Annotated in this window: 12 protein-coding genes; 5 read left to right on the top strand and 7 right to left on the bottom strand. The window is 34.6% G+C overall.

Annotated elements, in window-relative coordinates; genetic code table 11:
- Positions 1-6: 6 nt before the first annotated feature.
- The 3 genes from KORDIASMS9_RS17955 to KORDIASMS9_RS23750 are packed head-to-tail and all read left to right on the top strand — an operon-like array spanning position 7 to position 2,875.
- Positions 7-1,398 carry a DUF262 domain-containing protein gene (locus KORDIASMS9_RS17955; protein WP_114904172.1) on the top strand — a complete coding sequence of 464 codons (1,392 nt, stop codon included), beginning with the start codon at positions 7-9 and terminating at the stop codon, positions 1,396-1,398.
- 17 nt (positions 1,399-1,415) lie between these two features.
- A complete protein-coding gene (locus KORDIASMS9_RS17950) occupies positions 1,416-2,708 on the top strand; it encodes a hypothetical protein (protein ID WP_114904171.1) in 1,293 nt (430 codons plus the stop codon).
- Between the two features lie 2 nt (positions 2,709-2,710).
- A complete protein-coding gene (locus tag KORDIASMS9_RS23750) occupies positions 2,711-2,875 on the top strand; it encodes a hypothetical protein (protein WP_205318006.1) in 165 nt (54 codons plus the stop codon).
- A gap of 171 nt (positions 2,876-3,046) precedes the next feature.
- On the opposite strand, the gene KORDIASMS9_RS17940 is transcribed toward KORDIASMS9_RS23750, so the two are convergent.
- Entirely contained in the window at positions 3,047-6,598 is a 3,552-nt protein-coding gene (locus tag KORDIASMS9_RS17940) for a T9SS type A sorting domain-containing protein (RefSeq protein WP_114904170.1), read from the bottom strand.
- 795 nt (positions 6,599-7,393) lie between these two features.
- Here KORDIASMS9_RS17940 and KORDIASMS9_RS17935 point away from each other — a divergent pair.
- Together KORDIASMS9_RS17935 and KORDIASMS9_RS17930 are read left to right on the top strand one after the other, a co-directional pair.
- Positions 7,394-8,071: a hypothetical protein gene (locus KORDIASMS9_RS17935; protein WP_114904169.1), complete on the top strand. Its 678-nt coding sequence runs from the start codon at positions 7,394-7,396 to the stop codon at positions 8,069-8,071.
- Positions 8,072-8,598: 527 nt separating this feature from the next.
- Positions 8,599-9,147: an NUDIX domain-containing protein gene (locus KORDIASMS9_RS17930; RefSeq protein ID WP_114904168.1), complete on the top strand. Its 549-nt coding sequence runs from the start codon at positions 8,599-8,601 to the stop codon at positions 9,145-9,147.
- A gap of 682 nt (positions 9,148-9,829) precedes the next feature.
- Here KORDIASMS9_RS17930 and KORDIASMS9_RS17925 read toward each other — a convergent pair.
- From KORDIASMS9_RS17925 to KORDIASMS9_RS17900, 6 genes are all read right to left on the bottom strand, one after another.
- The gene (locus KORDIASMS9_RS17925; RefSeq protein WP_114904167.1) at positions 9,830-12,355 is read right to left on the bottom strand and encodes a M14 family metallopeptidase; all 2,526 of its coding nucleotides are present in this window, start codon (positions 12,353-12,355) and stop codon (positions 9,830-9,832) included.
- A gap of 237 nt (positions 12,356-12,592) precedes the next feature.
- A complete protein-coding gene (locus KORDIASMS9_RS17920; protein WP_162820031.1) occupies positions 12,593-13,036 on the bottom strand; it encodes a hypothetical protein in 444 nt (147 codons plus the stop codon).
- A gap of 141 nt (positions 13,037-13,177) precedes the next feature.
- Positions 13,178-15,025, bottom strand: a complete 1,848-nt coding sequence (locus tag KORDIASMS9_RS17915; protein WP_114904165.1) for a T9SS type A sorting domain-containing protein — start codon at positions 15,023-15,025, stop codon at positions 13,178-13,180.
- Positions 15,026-15,216: 191 nt separating this feature from the next.
- Entirely contained in the window at positions 15,217-16,311 is a 1,095-nt protein-coding gene (locus KORDIASMS9_RS17910) for a T9SS type A sorting domain-containing protein (protein ID WP_114904164.1), read from the bottom strand.
- 273 nt (positions 16,312-16,584) lie between these two features.
- Positions 16,585-17,121: a MauE/DoxX family redox-associated membrane protein gene (locus tag KORDIASMS9_RS17905; RefSeq protein ID WP_114904163.1), complete on the bottom strand. Its 537-nt coding sequence runs from the start codon at positions 17,119-17,121 to the stop codon at positions 16,585-16,587.
- A 37-nt stretch (positions 17,122-17,158) separates the two neighbouring features.
- Positions 17,159-18,145, bottom strand: a complete 987-nt coding sequence (locus KORDIASMS9_RS17900) for a hypothetical protein (RefSeq protein ID WP_162820030.1) — start codon at positions 18,143-18,145, stop codon at positions 17,159-17,161.
- Between the last annotated feature and the right edge of the window lie 21 nt (positions 18,146-18,166).

Raw genomic sequence — 18,166 nt, 5'->3', positions numbered from 1 at the left:
TGACCTATGGCTTTCAATCCAAAACCAGAATACATTATTACGTCGAAAGATATCAGTATCAAAGACTTTTTTGATTATAAAGAAGATTATGTCACACGTCCACCGTATCAACGTAAAGTGGTGTGGAACAAAAAAAAGAAACAAGACTTAATGGATAGTTTGTTTCGTAGATATTATATTCCAAAGTTAGTGATCAGAGAAGTCCGCTTAGATACTCATAATACGGTATATGAAATTGTGGATGGACAGCAACGAATTACGACGGTGCAAGATTTTTTTGCGAATAAATATCCACTACCAAAATCCGTTGGAAACTTGGGAAAAGGACTTGCAGGAAAGTATTATGAAGATTTAAGTACAGATATTAAGCGTTTCATTGATAAATCGCTTAAATACCAAGCAGATGTTATTAATGATATTCAAGAACCACATAATGCTGAGCATCAAATTATAGCCACTGAAATATTTTGGAGATTGCAACAAGGAGAATCTTTAAATTATATGGAAGTAGCGCATGCCCAACTTTCAAGTTTGAGTAGAAACTTTATTGTTAAATATTCTGATGATTTTACATTTGATTACGAAAATTATAAGCCTATAGATGCCAATCCAGACAAACATTCGTTTTTTAAGTTATTGAATGTAAAGAACGATCGGATGAAGCATTTACAGTTCATGGCACGTTTTTTATTAATTGAATTAGGTGGCGGTTATGCCGATTTGAGTGATAAAAAAATAATGGAACTAATTAACGACTATAAAGCAGAGAATGGTATTGCGGATTATTCGTTTGAAGATGAAAATGTGGCGAAAAATGTGAAGAGTAACCTCAATGCATTTTACGGTATCTTCAAAGACGATCCAATGTTGGATGCAAAGAACGGTATCAAAGAATTGTCTATTGAGTATTTTATCATTTCTATGTATATGTTAGTACGTCATTTACGTATGTACTATGCAATGGATACACAAATAAAAGAACATGTCCGTAAATTTATGTATGACTTTTACAAACGTTGGAAAACCTATGATCCTACGGATGATAATGATATGCTAACGTTTAGTAATCGCCGTCAACAAGGAGAAGCAGATATAGAAGTTCGTGATATTATATTAAGACAAATATTTTTTAAATACTTATCTGATAATGAAATCGAATTGAAAGAAAAAGATTCGAATAGAGCATTTTCTGAATTGCAACGTGTTCTTATTTACAGAAAAGGAAAAGGAATGTGTCAACAATGTTTGCGAGAAGGAAAACCAGAGAGAGAATGCAGGGTGAGTTGGTCAAATTTTCAAGCAGATCACGTATTGCCGCATTCTAAAGGCGGACAAACTGTATTAGAAAATGGAGAACTTTTATGCGTTGCACATAATTTAGCAAAGAGTAATAATTAATGATGATAATATTATAAATGAGCTTAATCACTAAAAAATTTTATAACCTATTTTGGAAGAATCAAACGTGTCAAAATTTGTTTTTATTATCTAAAGAAGAATTGTTGGATACTAAAACATTAGATGTTGATGGAAAGTCTTTTCGTTATTCATTACCAAGAATTATTGTTTCCAATGTAGAAATTGACGAAAGTCTTACAATCGATACCATAAAATACAGGAGTGATAATCATAATCTGCAAATGCAAGAGATGATTACCTCTAAAATGGAACATTTTGGGCCAATCTTGATGGAGCTTTTTGGGGATAAGCTTAGGGATTCATTCGAAAGAATCGTTAATGATGTAAAAGATAATCCTTTGATTTTCGGTCTGACTATATTGGGAATTTTTTATGATAAACATAACAGAGAATCAATCATAATTGAAAATCTTAAGAATTATGGTTTTATAAGCCATCATTTAAATTCTTTTACCGAAATAGCTGAATTTACTAAAGGAAAATTACTTGTAAGAAAAAATAATCCAATATTAACAGAAAAAAATATAGAAACCTTTTTAGAGGTTGTCAAGGTAATTAAAGAACTATATGTGAATTTAGTTTACAAAGCACTATATGAAACGAACCAAATATTAGTTAATTCATTAAACAGTGAAGATAATTTTAAATCAAGAACTAAGTTATTTCATTATTTGTATGAAAGTGGTATTATATCAGCTAGTATGGAAGATGCGTATGTAGATTGTACTCATTGTGAACCAGGAACCTATAGAGGCGTTTTTCAATTAAAGCTAGATCCAAACAAACTAAAAAATTTGAAATGCCCAATATGTGCAAAAAAAGTAAAATATTTTGTACCCTATGATCTTCACAAGGATATTTATGAAATTATCAGAGAAAAAGATGGGTTATTACAACATGCTTTATTAAACCTCTTAAGTACAAAAGATATAGGATATAAAACAAATCAATTGTTTCTTGATGATATTGAAGTAGATTGCATTTTTGATAAACGAAAAGAAGAAAGTGTTTTTGTAGAAACAAAAATGTATAAGATCAATACAACCAAGGATAAACTAAAAAGTAAACTAAAAAAACATTTTTGTAAACTATCGGAAGATATTCATAGAATAAAAGGAGTGTCTGAGCATTCCCAAAAACTAATAATTCCAATCTTACTTGTAAATATTATAGATGAAGAGTTTTTACAAGAAGTAGAAAAAGAAATAAAAGAAATAAAAGAAGATCAAATTTCTCAATCCATTAGAATTTTAAATATCACTACATTTAGATCAGAAATGTCACTGTAACAATGCCCAAAAAAACAAAACAAAAAAACACCAAAAACAAAGCCAAGCACACCAAGCTCCTACAACGCAAACTCAATAAAGAGCGTGCGGAGAAAGAAGCTACCAAAGCAAGGCGAAAAGCAATTGTGCAAAAAGCCAACGAAGCGAAAAAGAGTGACGATTGTTGATTGTTGATTGACGATTGTAGATTGTAAAAGTATTTTCGAATAATGAATAATGAATAATGAATAATGAATAACGAATAACGAATAACGAATAACGAATAACGAATAAACTACGCGACCAATAACTGCCACACTGAGCACTCTCATTGAGCGGAGTCGAAATGAACAGCCAAACTACTTTTTAATAAATTTTAGGGTTTCGCTTGCAGTATCGGATTTAATTTCCAAAAAGTAAAATCCACTAGACAAATCATTTACATCCAATTCATAGTTTGGTGTGTAGGTGTTGAGCTGCTTTTGTACAAGCAATCTACCATTCAAATCATACACGAAAATAGTATTGATGTTCTTTTTGGAATTGATCGTTAAAGTATTACGTGTAGGATTAGGATAAATGGTTACTGTATTGGCTTCAAACTCATCAACAGATAAAAGGTTTACAATTTCTGTCGTAGCAGTATTGGTGATGATCGGAGGATTAAAGTCAAAGTAAATAGCAGCCGTTGCATTGAAAATATCTCCTAAGACTACATCGTTTTTTGGTTTTATCTTAAAGGTAATATAGCCATGCGAATTCGGTTCGTCTGTAGTATTATCTGGTAAATAAATACCATCAAAAATGAACTCTATATTGTTGCCATTCGTAATCTCGACACGTCCAGAATGGCTTAGGCTTTGCAATTGCATGGTGGGCCAGTCCAATTTGTCATCTAGTATATGTTCAACTCTAATATTTATAGCGCTTGCGGTTCCTGTGTTTTGAAAGCGGATAATATAATGGAGGTATTTGTCGATGTCTTCCACTAAAATTTCATCACCTTCAAGTACACGAATGTCATTAGGGTCGTACGAACCTATAAGAGTTTGTCGCAAACTGAATATATTATCGCCAGGAGTTTCGTCTCCCGATATTGGATGTATGGTAGCAGTAGATAAGAGTATTTCGCCTATGTTTGTCGTAGGAGGCGGAAATACATTAAATGCTGCATCGATGGTTCTTGTTTCAAACGGATTTAAATTTGTAAAATTAAAAGTTAAGGTATTGGCGGTTTGTGAAGCCACAGTTTCACTAGCACTTAAAAATTGCGTTTTAGAATCGTCAAATTCAAAAGTAATATGTCCACTTAATTGCGTAGTGCCAACATTATTGTACACAATTTGATACGTGGTGTTAAAGCCAGGTCGTGGATCATCAATAGATGGATATATTGTAACATTCAAATCGTTATGCATTCCTGTAGGTGCTATACAAAAGTCTACAGTATCTGTGTTTCCTACGCCTATAAAATTTGATGTTGCTGATGCAGGAGTTACCGTATAATAATTAGATAGTGGCGATACTATGGAAGTAGTATAATTACCTGAATCTGGAAATAATTGATATACACCATTGGTATTCGAAAACGTAGCTAAACTTGTAGTTCCGTCTGTGGTTTCAACCAATATATTCCCCATTGGAAGATCAGTAGCATCACAACCATTGAAATTTACATCCATTGCAATCGTTCCGTTGATTTCATTGGCAACAACACCTACATTTCTATGCCAAGCTATTTTATCATCATCTTGTGATGCTGAAAGTACATCCATATCGCCATCACCATCAAGATCAGCAGCATATACCGATCGTACATTGTTTGTATTCGTAGCAATATCTTGTTGCGAACCAAAAGTACCTTGTCCATCTATATTTTCAAACCAAATTACGGAATCATCGAATATAGTACCAACCAATACATCACCATCACCATCACCATCTAGATCTGTAACATGAATTGAGCGTAGCCCACCTAACGTTGTTGTGATTGCCTGTTGACTTCCAAAAGTAGCTTGCCCATCTGTATTTTCGTACCAAACGATGCTTCCACCTTGAAATCCCGCTAGTACATCCATATCACCATCTCCATCCACATCAGCAGCATACACTGAGGAAGGATTAGTTATGTTAGTACTGATGATTTGTTCTGCACTAAACGTACCTTGTCCATCTGTATTTTCATACCAAGCTATTTTATCATCAACATACGATGCTGAAAGTACATCCATATCACCGTCACCATCCAAATCCGCTGGATATACCGATTGTGCATTATCTGCGTTGGCACTGATGATTTGTTCCGCACTAAACGTACCTTGTCCATCTGTATTTTCATACCAAGCTATTTTATCATCTGATCCAGAAGCGGAAAGTACATCCATATCACCATCGCCATCTAAATCTATTGCAAACACTTTATTTGCACCATTTGCATTTGTAGTAATGATTTGTTGCGGACCAAAGGAGCCTTGTCCATCTGTGTTTTCGTACCAAGCTATTTTATTATCATTGTTGGATGCTGAAAGCAGATCCAAATCACCATCACCATCCAAATCACTTGCATATACCGATCGTACTCTATCTGCATTTGTGGTAATAATTTGTTGTGAACCAAAAGTACCTTGTCCATCTGTGTTTTCATACCAAGCCACTTTGTCATCAAATTCAGAAGCCGTGACGATATCCATATCACCATCGCCATCTAAGTCATTCGCATACACACAACTTGGGAAATTTATTAATGGAGCTATACTTTTTCGACTACCAAAAGTTCCTTGTCCATCTATGTTTTCGTACGAATTTATAACGTCTACCCCAGAAGTTGCCGTAAGCATATCCAAATCGCCATCACCATCTATGTCAGCAGGAGAAAACGAATACGTTCCTGATGAAAATCCTATTAATACTTGTCGATTCCCAAAAGTACCTTGTCCATCTGTATTTTCATGCCAAGAAATCACTCTATCACCGCCACTATTTGGTGTAGCTGAAAGTACATCCATATCGCCATCTCCATCTAGGTCGGTTGAAAATACCCAACGTGTTCCAAACGCTGTCCCTATAACTTGTATACTTCCAAAAGTACCTTGACCATCGGTATTCTCATACCAAGCCAAATTATTAGTGTTATTAGAAGCAGAAATCACATCTAAATCTCCATCGCCATCTATATCACTAGCATAAGTCGATAAGGGATTCGTTGCCGTTGTTGAGATGGTTTGTTGTGGACCAAAAGTACCTTGTCCATCAGTGTTTTCATGCCAAGACACTCTATTATCACCCGTAGATGTTACAAGAATATCTACATCTCCGTCACCATCTAGGTCGGCAAGATGTGCATTAGCTACTCCCCAAGCAGCGGATGAGATCACTTGCGCGTTCCCAAAAGTACCTTGCCCATCTGTATTTTCGTACCAAGCTATTCTGTTACTATCAGAAACTGCAGTAGCGATATCTATATCGCCATCTCCATCTATATCACTTGTATATACCTTACCTCCATTAAATAACAACGTATCTATTATTTGTTCTGGTCCAAACGTGCCTTGCCCATCTGTATTTTCGTGCCAAACTATTCTGCCATTTTGATACCCTGCTAGTACATCCATGTCACCATCTCCATCCAAATCATTTGCATGAAGCTTTGGGTTTCCAAATGCAGAACCAGATATATTTATTGGAGTGCTATAGTTACCTTGTCCATCTATATTTCTATGCCAAACTATATTAAAACCATTATCAGCCGCGGATAGTATATCCATATCTCCGTCACCGTCAATATCAACAGCGTGAACTTCGTCAATATAATAAGATATGGATTCAAAAATAATGTTTTCCTCAAATGCAATTTGTGCATATCCATAATTGCACATGAATAATAGGGTAAGGAATTGTAATTTATATTTCATAGCTGTTTTATGATTTTAACATGTTGAGTGTCTTTTGGTTTCGACACATTTTTAGTCTCATTTTATTATAAAGGAACTTTTACAAGTACTTTAGTGAAAAATATTTTTTAGGGGAATACTCTAAATGTAAATAATTAATTTTAAAAAAGCTTGATGAGCTTATATTTTTCATGTTATTCAAGTCATTTATTTTTTTAGTTAATAGTTATAAAATATCAATTCAACATTGAATAGGAGTTGAGTAATTTTCAAATTTAAGAGTTTAGTCTATGAAAAAAAAAATGAGTACATATATTAACCAGTAACCTGCAACAAAAGATTTATGATTGTAGATTTACGATTTTTGATTTAAAAAGTATCTTTACAAAGAACAAAGAACAAAGAACAAAGAACAAAGAACAAAGAACAAAGAACAAAGAACAAACAACCGACAACGGAGCAAAGCGACTATCCGATAACAACTGAAGCAAAGTGTAAAATATAAAACTCAAAATACTAACTGAAAAATTAATTTTCCAGCAACCAGCAACCAGCAACCAGCAACCAGCAACCAGCAACAAAAGATTAACGATTAACGATTGACGATTTTTGATTTACGATTGTAGATTGTAAAAGTATTTTCGAATAACAAACAACAAACAACAAACAACCCAACATCTAACACCCACAACCGCAACACTGAGTGGAGTCGAAGTGCAAACAATTCATAACTTCTAAATCAAGTAAATCTACGCTTTTCCTAAAAAAAACATTTAGTTACATTTGATACACAAATTATTTAAAAACTAATTCATTATGAGCAATCCAATTCAAGGTCTTTTAAATCAAATCATTCAAGGGCAGTTACCGAAAATTAATTCTGAAATTCAAGGAGTCATTAAGAGCAATCATTTAGATCCATGGGGGCAAGTAGCACATGGAAATGATACGCTCGGTTCCATTAATTTAGGTATTTGTCATGCTTCAGTTGTAGCGAGTTATAACATCCAAAACATGACTGGGTTAAGCTCTTTTAATATTCATCAGTTAGAAATTACATCTGTTCAACAAGGAATAAACCCAAATGAGTTAGTAGGAACGGTAAACATGATTGCATCATTAAGTAGTAATATTTCGAGCCATTTAGGTGGTAGTTTACAAGCTAGATGTGGTTTTTTACATCCTAGAGTTGGAATTGGCGGTAGCGCTAGTGTAAGTGGAGTAACAGCTGCTGCAACTGGAACTTTTTCTGCCAGTGTTGATGGAAGTAAAGTATGCCTAAATACTATTGCGCTTAGTGCTGCATCAGTTAATTATGGAAATGTAGATGTATCAATTGGTGGGTTAGGAATCTTTAATAAATTTATAGGAGTATTAACTGATATGATTTCTGGATTGTTTAAAGGACAAATACGCGGAGCAATCTCCAGTGCCATAACACCAATTATTAATAGGGAATTAGATAATGTAATGCCTCAATGTGAGAGTTTATAGCTGTTTAATTCTGTACTTTGATTTACAAAAAAGTTTCTCACCTGAGAAACTTTTTTTGTTTCATGGTCAAGACCAAAAGGTGAAAATTATAAATGTTAACTGCTAAATTTCAAATTAAAAAGTATTTTTGAATAACACTTCGAGAGGCTTAGTGTAAACAGATTACCAAATAAACGAATAAACAGCTAACGAAGTTTAGTAGTGTATAAGTTTAGACTATGAAATAAATATAAAGTAAATAACTCAACTGACAACGGAGCAAAGCGACCAACCGACAACAACTGAAGCAAAGTGTAAAATATAAAACTCAAAATACTAACTGAAAAATTAATTTTCCAGCAACCAGCAACCAGCAACCAGCAACCAGCAACCAGCAACCAGCAACCAGCAACAAAAGATTAACGATTAACGATTTTTGATTAACGATTGTTGATTGTAAAAGTATTTTCGAATAACGAATAACGAATAACGAATAACGAATAACGAATAACGAATAACGAACAACAAACAACCGACAACCGACAACCATGGAACAAATCGACATCCTAGACGAACACGGAAAACCCACAGGCGAAATCCTTCCCAAACGAGAAGTACATCGCCATGGACATTTTCATGCGTCCACACATTTGTGGTTGTATACCAAAACGGGAAAAGTCGTGTTGCAATTACGTGCGGCGATAAAACCGAATTTTCCAAACTGTTGGGACGTTTCTGTAGCGGGACATATCAGTGCAGGAGAAACAGCGTTGCAAACCGCTGTCCGTGAAGCAGCAGAAGAACTCGGAATTAATGTACAAGCTTCGGATTTACAACAAATAGGACAGTTCCGAATCGACTACCAACATGCAGAAGACTACCGCGATCGCGAATTCATCACCATCTTTGCTTGTGAAATAGAAGACAAGCCTTTACAAGCAACACTCCAAGAAGAAGAAGTTGCGGATGTAACACTCATTCCTTTAGCACACCTAGAAGCAGAATTAACAGATTCAGAACTTGCTAAGAAATACGTTCCGTTCAACAAAGCGTATGCAAAAGAGGTGTTTGCGAAGTTGAATGAATTGTTTTTTTAGTATTTAGATTTTAGAATTGAGTAGTTAGTATTGAGTATTGAGTATTGAGAAGTTTCAAAGAAAAAATCAATAACAGCAACGTCACTGGAGGAAGCAGGACGTGGCAGTCTGTGTATCATAGTACAATATGTTTTTTGAAGTAACAGATTACCACGTCGCTATTGCTCCTCGTAATGACGGATTCAATGGGTTTCTGAGTTTATAAGTTTATCAGCTTACGTTTTGAAGTGCTGTCAGTGTTGAGATTACGGAGCCGTCAGCTCGAGTGATTTTCTGTCATTGAGCGTAGACGAAATGAAGAAAATCGTATCGAGAACAGCTTTGAAATTCCAAGTACATCTCGATACAAATTTGCTGTGTAAATCCACTCGATGTGACGATTGTACTAATAAAGATGTAGAAGCTTTTTGAAACGCCTTTGCGAGACATTGTCACGGCAATTTGTGACTTCAAATAGCAATTGTGTTTTACAATATACAGATTACTACGTCGCTATTGCTCCTCGTAATGACGGATTCAATGGGTTTCTGAGTTTATAAGTTTAACAGTTTACGTTTTGAAGCAAAAAGGTAGTTTTTAACCTTACAAACAACAAACAACAAACAACAAACAACAAACAACAAACAACAAGCCTAAAAGTGCGTTAGCATGGTCTAACTTCTAAAAGCAAAGCGCGTCCAAACTACATCATCCCTGAAAAGAAAATTGCATTCATCAACAATTTATTTGTTCCATACCAAAATGCTCTAAAGTTGGTGTTGTCCGTAAAAGCAATCACGCGTCCGCCGCCCATTGTAGAGGTTTGAAAAGGAACAGTATTTTTCAAATGCTCCAAATTTTCTTCAGAAATATAACCGCTTAATAAAGGCGATTCTGTATACTGAATTGGATTGTTGTAACTTTTCTCATGCGGATTCACAAAAATAGTCGTGTTGCGAAACATTGGCAATTCATTATTTAAATAGCCAAAATTAATTGGATGCGAACGGTCAATCTTGGTATTAAAAATAGCACCACCAATTACTTGTGCGCCGTTATGATCTCTGCGTTGTGCAAATGAAACATTTTTTGCGTCAATCTCCGTTTTCTTAATATCGAGCTTCATGAAATTGTTGGAGTTCAAATACCGAACTGAATTTCTATACGCAATCAACGTTCCGCCATTTTTTACCCAATCTTTAAGTTTGTTGGTGATGTCTTTTTGTAGTGAATATACATTCGGCAAAATAATATGTGTATATTTTGACAAATCCATATACCCAAAATTACGTGCATCTAGCTTGGTCAGCGGAATTTCATAACGCTGATCGAACAAATGCCAAATTTCACCCGCATCATACGAAGTAACATTTTCACCAATAATCATGGCAACTTTTGGTTGAATGATCGCTTCAAAATTATTACTTCCCAAATCAATGCCTTCGGTCAAACCAGAAGAAACTGCCGTAATGTTGAGGTGACTTTCTTTTGCAATTGTTCGTAAAAATGTACGCATTTCTTGCAAATTCAACTTCTGATTCTGCACAGGCACCATAATCGTTCCATAATCATACGTCACGCCTTCCAAAGTAAAAGGTTGCATCGCTACTTTGGCACGCAAACCTTTTGCTTTAATTTTTGCCAAGGCTTTTGGCGAATAGTATTCGTTCCATTCAAATAAAAAGGCATAGTTTCCAGTTCCTTGCAAGGTTCCTGTGGGTGCTTTTAAGTCGTTAATTTCACTTCCTGCATTGTTCAAAGAAGACAATTCATCATACGAAACATTGAACGCCAATGGAAACGTCCATGCAGAAATATCGTAAAATAAACTGTCTTGAAACTGTGTGCGCTTCTCAAAAATGGCATTAATCAAACGGTGTTGACGTTGATTTTTTGGTACAATATAACTTGTACCTTTCTTGTATTTGGTATCATTTACAGAAAAATCATTCTGTATTTCGTGTACTTTAATTTGGTGACGCTTTAAAATTTCGGCTAAATGATATGCTTTTGCCGCGTCTTTCTCATCCCCAAAAATATAGGCTTTTGCGTTTGTTCGCGCCGCTTCTTTTCTTGCATTTCCATAGAATTGACTTTGATATCGTAGAATAGTCGTGCGCATATTTTTGGCAGCTTCGAGCGTAGACAATGCCGCTGTGAATTGATTTCGAATGGCAAACGGAAAGGTGATGACACCATTTTCACTCTCCTGAATGTGTCCGCGGGCACTTCCTTGCTCAAATAAGATTCCGATACTTCCGTTAATGTCTGGGAATGTAGAGCCTTTTCCATAATAAAAATCGTCAAAACTCTCTTCGGTATAGTATAAAGAACCAATTTTGTCAAAGGCTTTTGCATGATAGGTTGCAATTTCTTTGGTTAAATCTTGATTCATTTGTGGCGTTAGTGGATGCGTACGTGATGGAATTCCAGGTTGAAAGAAGAAGGTAGAATTTGAGCCCATTTCGTGGTGATCTGTCAAAATGTTTGGCATCCAATTGTGAAAGGTTTCAATACGCGCTCTCGATTCTGGCAATTGTACAGGCAACCAATCACGGTTCATATCAAACCAATAGTGATTTGTACGTCCGCGCGGCCAAGATTCGTCAAACTCTCTGTCTTGCGGATCGCTGATTAAATGTTTGCTTTTGTGCATGTTTACCCAACCTGCAAAACGTTGCAACCCATCAGGATTAAATGATGGATCTAAAAGAATTACGGTATTATTGAGTAAGTTATAAATTTGATCGCCTTCGGCAGCAGCCAAATAATAGGCGAGTGCCAATGCTGCATTACTACCACTAGCTTCATTTCCGTGAATGGAAAATCCTTGATATACCACGATTGGCATGTTGGACACATCTTTATTTTGTCCGTTACTTTCCGTCAGTGAGAGATGTTCTTTGCGGATATTTTCGATATTTTGATGATTTGCAGGCGCAGTCACTGTCAATAGTAAAATAGGACGATCTTCAAACGTTTTTCCGCGATCTTCTATCGTAATTCGATCCGAACTAGCCGCCAACGTTTTCATGTACATCACCAACTTGTCATGCGTTACATGCCATTTTCCTACTTCGTGACCAATTACACTTTCAGGTGTTGGAATCTCTTTATTATACGTAACATCTTGTGGTAAATAATACGAGAGTGAAATTTTTTCTTGTGCATTCATCATAAAAAAGCTCATGAAAAACACAGAAAGGATTAGGTTGGAAAATCGAAACATTTGTTTTTTTTTGGATTGGTTTAAAACACAAAAATCAACTATTTGTTGCCCAATTCAAAACGGTTACACTGTATTTAACAAAAATATGCTTTGAAATTATATGGTTTTCAGTTGTGAGTTGATTTCGTTTGCTTTTTTAATGATGGATTCAATAAATTCTATCAGCGATTAATATATAGTTAAAGTCAATCGTTATGTAGGCTAGTTTAATCTTCTTTTAAGTTTCGAGAAGTTTAGTTAGCCTGAAATTTTAAGAATAAATTTCTTTATTTTTTCTTTAGACATATTTTTAACTTTTGCTTTGTTCTTACTGTAAAAATTTGAAAAATAAAAATCGGTCCATTCTGCGTCTTCAGATGCATTCAGCATTATCATTACAAAGCTTTCATCATCGTATTGAAACACATATAATCCTGTAGAATTGTAAAACACTGCTCTTTGTAATTCTTCGCTTGCCTCTTTTTGGTATGTGTATGTTCCTGGTATGCATTGCTTACATGCAGCTATTAATAATAGTTTGGCATTATTATGCTGCCCATATTCAAAAATTTTGGTATTGGCACCTCGCTCTGCTTCCAATACATAATAAGTTCCGTTTATTTTATCAGTTGGTACAGCACTTTGAGAATACAATTGAAGTGAAAAAAGAAGTAAACTACTGTATATTAGGATCGTTTTCATGAATAAATTTTTAAGATTAGTAATGCGATGGGTATATAGAAATGTGGTAAGAATTGCCTTGACGGATGGTGTGTAGTATGTTTCATCTAAAAACCAACTCGCCAAACCAATTTTAGGAACTGGTTTGGCAATGATTTTTATTTAATTTTTGATAAATTTTTTAGTCAAGACATTACGGTTCAAACTAATTATTTTTATGAGATAGATCCCCGAATTTAGATTTGAAATGTTAATAGTAGTCGTTTTTGCTTCTACTACTTTCTCACCTAATAGTGTGTAAATTTCTATTGTCTCAATTTGTTGATTTGATTCTATGTATAAATTATTTTTTGCAGGATTGGGATAGATTTTAATTTTATTGTTACTATTAAAATCATCTACACTCAAACTACTACAATCGGCACTGTAATTGGCAGAAGCATCTTTAAACCAACTAGAAGACGGAGGCGTAAAACCAGTATCAATTTGTATACAACTGAGAGCAGTATTGTTTGTAAAATCGGCTAATGTAATTGCCACATTGTTGCCATTAGCTACGTTTACGGATGCTAAATTGGAGTTGTCGTAAGCTTCAACTTCGCCTAATCCAGAATTATTTGATAAATCTAAATCCGTGATTGCTGAATTGTCAATACTAATTCTGAATAGATTAGCATTAGCACTAAAATCTATGGTTTGTAAACTTGGATTCCCTGTCGTGAAAAAGCTATCTAAACTAGGATTTGCACTTAAATCAATGGATGACAAGTTATTCTCTCCTATTGAAAGAGTTGCTAATAACGTATTTTGGCTAACATCTAAAGTCGTAAGGTTATTTGCAGCAACATCTAGGGTTTCTAAAGCAGTATTTTGGCTTATATCTATACTTGTTAAAGCATTATTTCTTATACTCAAAAAAGTCAATGCCGTATTGTTTGAAACGTCTATTGCGGTTACTAATGATTGTCCGTCTAATAATATATAAGGTGTACTGGTAAAAGCTTCAATTCCTGTTACATTACTGATGCCATTGGCAACATTACTATTAAGAATTAAATGTCCTGTGTATGCAGATGCTTCTGCGCATTGTATTTCACCATCACCATTGGTATCAATGACACTGATATTAGCCCCAGTTATGGTACTTCCATGATTTAGTAATGCAGTTTTGAAAATAGGATCAGGGATGTTTACAACACAGGTTGGCACATAGGTATAGATGGTATTGTTTGTTCTATCTGATATGTATAACGTATTACCAACTTGTCTTACATCTGTTGGCAAACTCAAACCTGTCGCTACTGTTTGTGGTGTATCGTTAACAATCGTTTTTGATACCGTTTTTAGAACTCCAGGACTGCGGTCTGTATAATAAATTAAGTTATTAACGATTTCTAAACCATGCGGATCATTCCCTAAATTAGTATTTAAAGTACTTACTGGATACGCGGGATTGGAGGTGTCAATATGTAATAATAAACCAGCACGTGTGATTATGTAAATTATGTCACCTTCGTTTAGTATTCCAGAGATTATTTCGTTGCCTAATGCTGCGACAGCATTAAAACTATCTGTAGCACTATCATACAAAAGTAATTCTTTTGGACCGCCACCACCACCTATAGTTTCGGCTGTTATATACATGTCTGTTCCGTTAACAATGGTTATATAATCTGGGTTTCTACCATTTAGATTGTTTCCTAAAAAAGACTGTGTGAAATTGTTTGTGTCCCAGCTTATCACGAAATCTGAGTTCTCATCGGTAAAGTAAATAATATCATTCTCCACTACGAAACCGTCGGCAAACCCTGTACTTGCACCAACAACAGCATTGTCAGTGTTTTGTGGAAGAGAATTCCAAACTCTAATTTCAGCGTTTAATCGTGCATACAGCAATCCATTACTTTCTTGTAACGATCTTGGCGGCGTAGGTAAATTATCAAATGTTGTGACTTGTGACCAAGAAATAAAATTGGTGACTAGTAAAATGAGAAGTAATTTAGTTTTCATAATAAATTTATATGTTACTCGATAATCGAGATTTAAAATGCTCCGACACTTGCGTCGAAATGTTTAAACAGTTTTTATTGAATGCTTCGTGGGCTTGCCTTGAAGTGTTTGACTTTGAGACAAATATCTCAGAGTAAAGAGCGTTTTTATTGAGTTTTTTTCTGAAAGTGATGTAGATTTTTCTATACCTGTTATTTCTTTATAAATTGTTTGGTAATACTGCCTTTTTCAGAATTAATTTTAATAAAATACATACCTGATTTTAGTTGTGACACATCAATCGTTGTTGGTGAATCTCCAATCATTATTTCCTTTCCTAAAACAGAGAAAATACTAAAGGATTTTATGGTAGTGTCAGCCGTCACATGTAATTGATCAATAACAGGGTTTGGAAAAACGGTAAGCTTAGTAGTGTCGAAATCGTTTATACTTAGCGTATTATCGACAATAGCATACAATTCTCCTGCGCCGGGTGCATAAAAAACTTGATTTCCTATGACTTCAACAGCGCGCGGAAAATCTACAAATGTATTCCCAGACGGCGGTATGGTTGCCAAAGTAGTTACGGCATTCGTAGTTCTGTTTAAACGCTTTATTTTGGCACCTTGAAAAGTACCGTAGTGAATGTAGTTTGCAGAAACTTCTATGGCTACAATTTCATCTATATCAGTATGTACAATCTGCGGTGTGGCTGTGGCACTAGTTAAGTCGATAGCATATAGGTTTGTATTATCGCTGGTGGTATAATACAAGGTATCGTTAAGCACTTCAGCATCCCATAAGACACTAGGTATGTTTAAGGTTTGTAATGGTAAGAATAATTCTAAAGTAGTACTATTACCAATGTTAGAAGCATAAATAAAGTTATTTTGATAAAATACATGGTTGTGAATACCCGTAACTGGTAGCCCAGAGACAATAGTAGGTGTCGTTGGTAAGGCTTGATTCAAATCTATATCATAAAAATCGATGTTTGATAATCCACCATTAACTCGAAGTATATTTTGATTAAGTGCAAGATTTGCTACTCCTGGAGACGAACCTATAAATACTTCTTGAGCACTTACAGAAGACTGAGTCGTATTTAACGATAAAATAGCTTTTCTAAGAGGAAATGTCCCAGTGTTTGAATACGCTCCAACACTTACGTATAGAGTTGAACCAGATGTAATAATATCCCTAACCTGACCGTTATTACCATTAGCACCAGGGATTGTATAGTAAACCTGTTGTGCTGTAACTGAAAGAGTTAAAAATAGTTTTAGTAAAAGTAATTTTGTTTTCATTGTGAATTATTTTAAAAATTTGATGCAACAAAAATGCCTCTGTTACAAGGCATTCTGGAAGTATTCTTTCTGAAAGTGGTATATTTTTTTCTGAATAAGTATAGGTTACAAATCCTTAAAAGCTGTGTTGATTATATGCATGCTTTTATCGGTCATGATGACTAGTGTTTAGCATACAATTTTTCATACTTTTTATAAAGTATTCCTCTAATTTAAACTTACGGTTCGTATTATGTGTGAATTCTGAGACTTCAACACCACTTCTGAGGCTTATCATTTTATTGTTACATAATATTCTACTATTCTCAAACCGACGAAAATTCCAAAAGCAATGATAAGTTTTGCAAAAAATTTTGCTTTCGGTTGTTGAGTTCTATGTGTTTCTAATAATGTTTTTATACTTCGGATTAACTTTTCTCTATTCAGCCACAAAATAATCAAGATGAGTACTTGATAAAGAATGGCAGCTTTCAAAGCACCAACATGAACTCCGAAGTAAATGTCTTGAAAAATAACATTGATTAATATACTAGATATCAACAAACATCCAAGAAGGCGTGTTTTTTTTATAAGAATGAGAATTCCGCCAACTACTTCAAAAACTCCCAATGTAATAGCAAATGGTTGGGAATACCCGTAAAAAGCCCACATTAATTCAAATCCGGTCATTTCAGATACCGTTTTGTCAATTTCGGCAGCTCCTTCAAATTGAAATAATTTGGCACAACCATAAATTAACATTGCAAGTACAACAACCCAACTTATTGCATTTTCAAATATTTCAATTTTATCTTTTTGGTTGAAATTCATTTTTTAGTTGTTTTTTGTTTGGAGATATAACAAATAATTAATTGATTGTTGCCGAAGAGCCACATGAACTATTTGCACTGTAAAATTGATACGCTTTTGCGCCTTTTTTATCGCTAAAAAAGTAATACAAATCGCTTCTACAATCAGCATTAGCTTGTCCTCCTGCATTGATTTTAGTATTGCTAAAGTTGTCTATTGAGGAACTAATCCATACAGTGGTTTTTTTGTTGTTTGTAACGCTTAATGAAGTTCCTGCATTAATTCTAGCCCACTTACGTCTATTTTCAACTTCCTTGGGCGAATTGTAAATTGAATCGTTATAACGTTTTACGAAGTCTTTTCCCTCTTTTCTAAATTTTTGAATAGCAGCAATATTTAGCTTGTCTTTAGAACTTAGTTTGTAAGACTGTTGCTTCGCTCTCATGCTCTTTTCATAATCGTTCACTAAGGTTTTTATATCGAGATTTCGCAGATATTTCTTTTCTGGGCTACTAGACATTGAACCTGCTTTCCCAATATTTTTTACTCGTTTTAAAAAGCCTTTCTTTTTAGATTTTTTCTTTCCGTTATTATCTACTTTCATAGACTCTGGACGTTTTAAAACATAAGCTTCCCATAGACTCACAGGTTTTAAAATATGATCTTTATCTACACTAAATTTATACATAGATCCATCAATCATGGCATAAGCCTCTGTATCGTATTTATGTTTCATCATTTTAGTTATAGGGTAATGGTCGGCTCTGCCATAGTTTTGTACTTCATCAAAACCAAAAAGATATTTTCCCGTTTGCACATCAAAGGCTTTAAACCCAATAGGAATCCCTTTTATCTCAATAAGCTTTATGTTTACTTCAGCTCCTTTTTCACCAGGTGTATATACTTCTGAAGTGGCATTATACCTGTAATACGTGCAATATATTGCATCGTTGCCATTGGCTTTTAACTGTTCGTAGAATGTTTGTTGCGCATAACAACTTAACGTTGATAAAAATGCGAGTAAAGTAATTTTAATTGTTTTCATCTGTAAATACGTTTTGTATAA

The organism is Kordia sp. SMS9 (genome assembly GCF_003352465.1).
Taxonomy (GTDB): domain Bacteria; phylum Bacteroidota; class Bacteroidia; order Flavobacteriales; family Flavobacteriaceae; genus Kordia.
The sequence above is the reverse complement of the archived record's forward strand: the minus strand, read 5'-3'. Positions and strand labels throughout refer to the sequence as shown.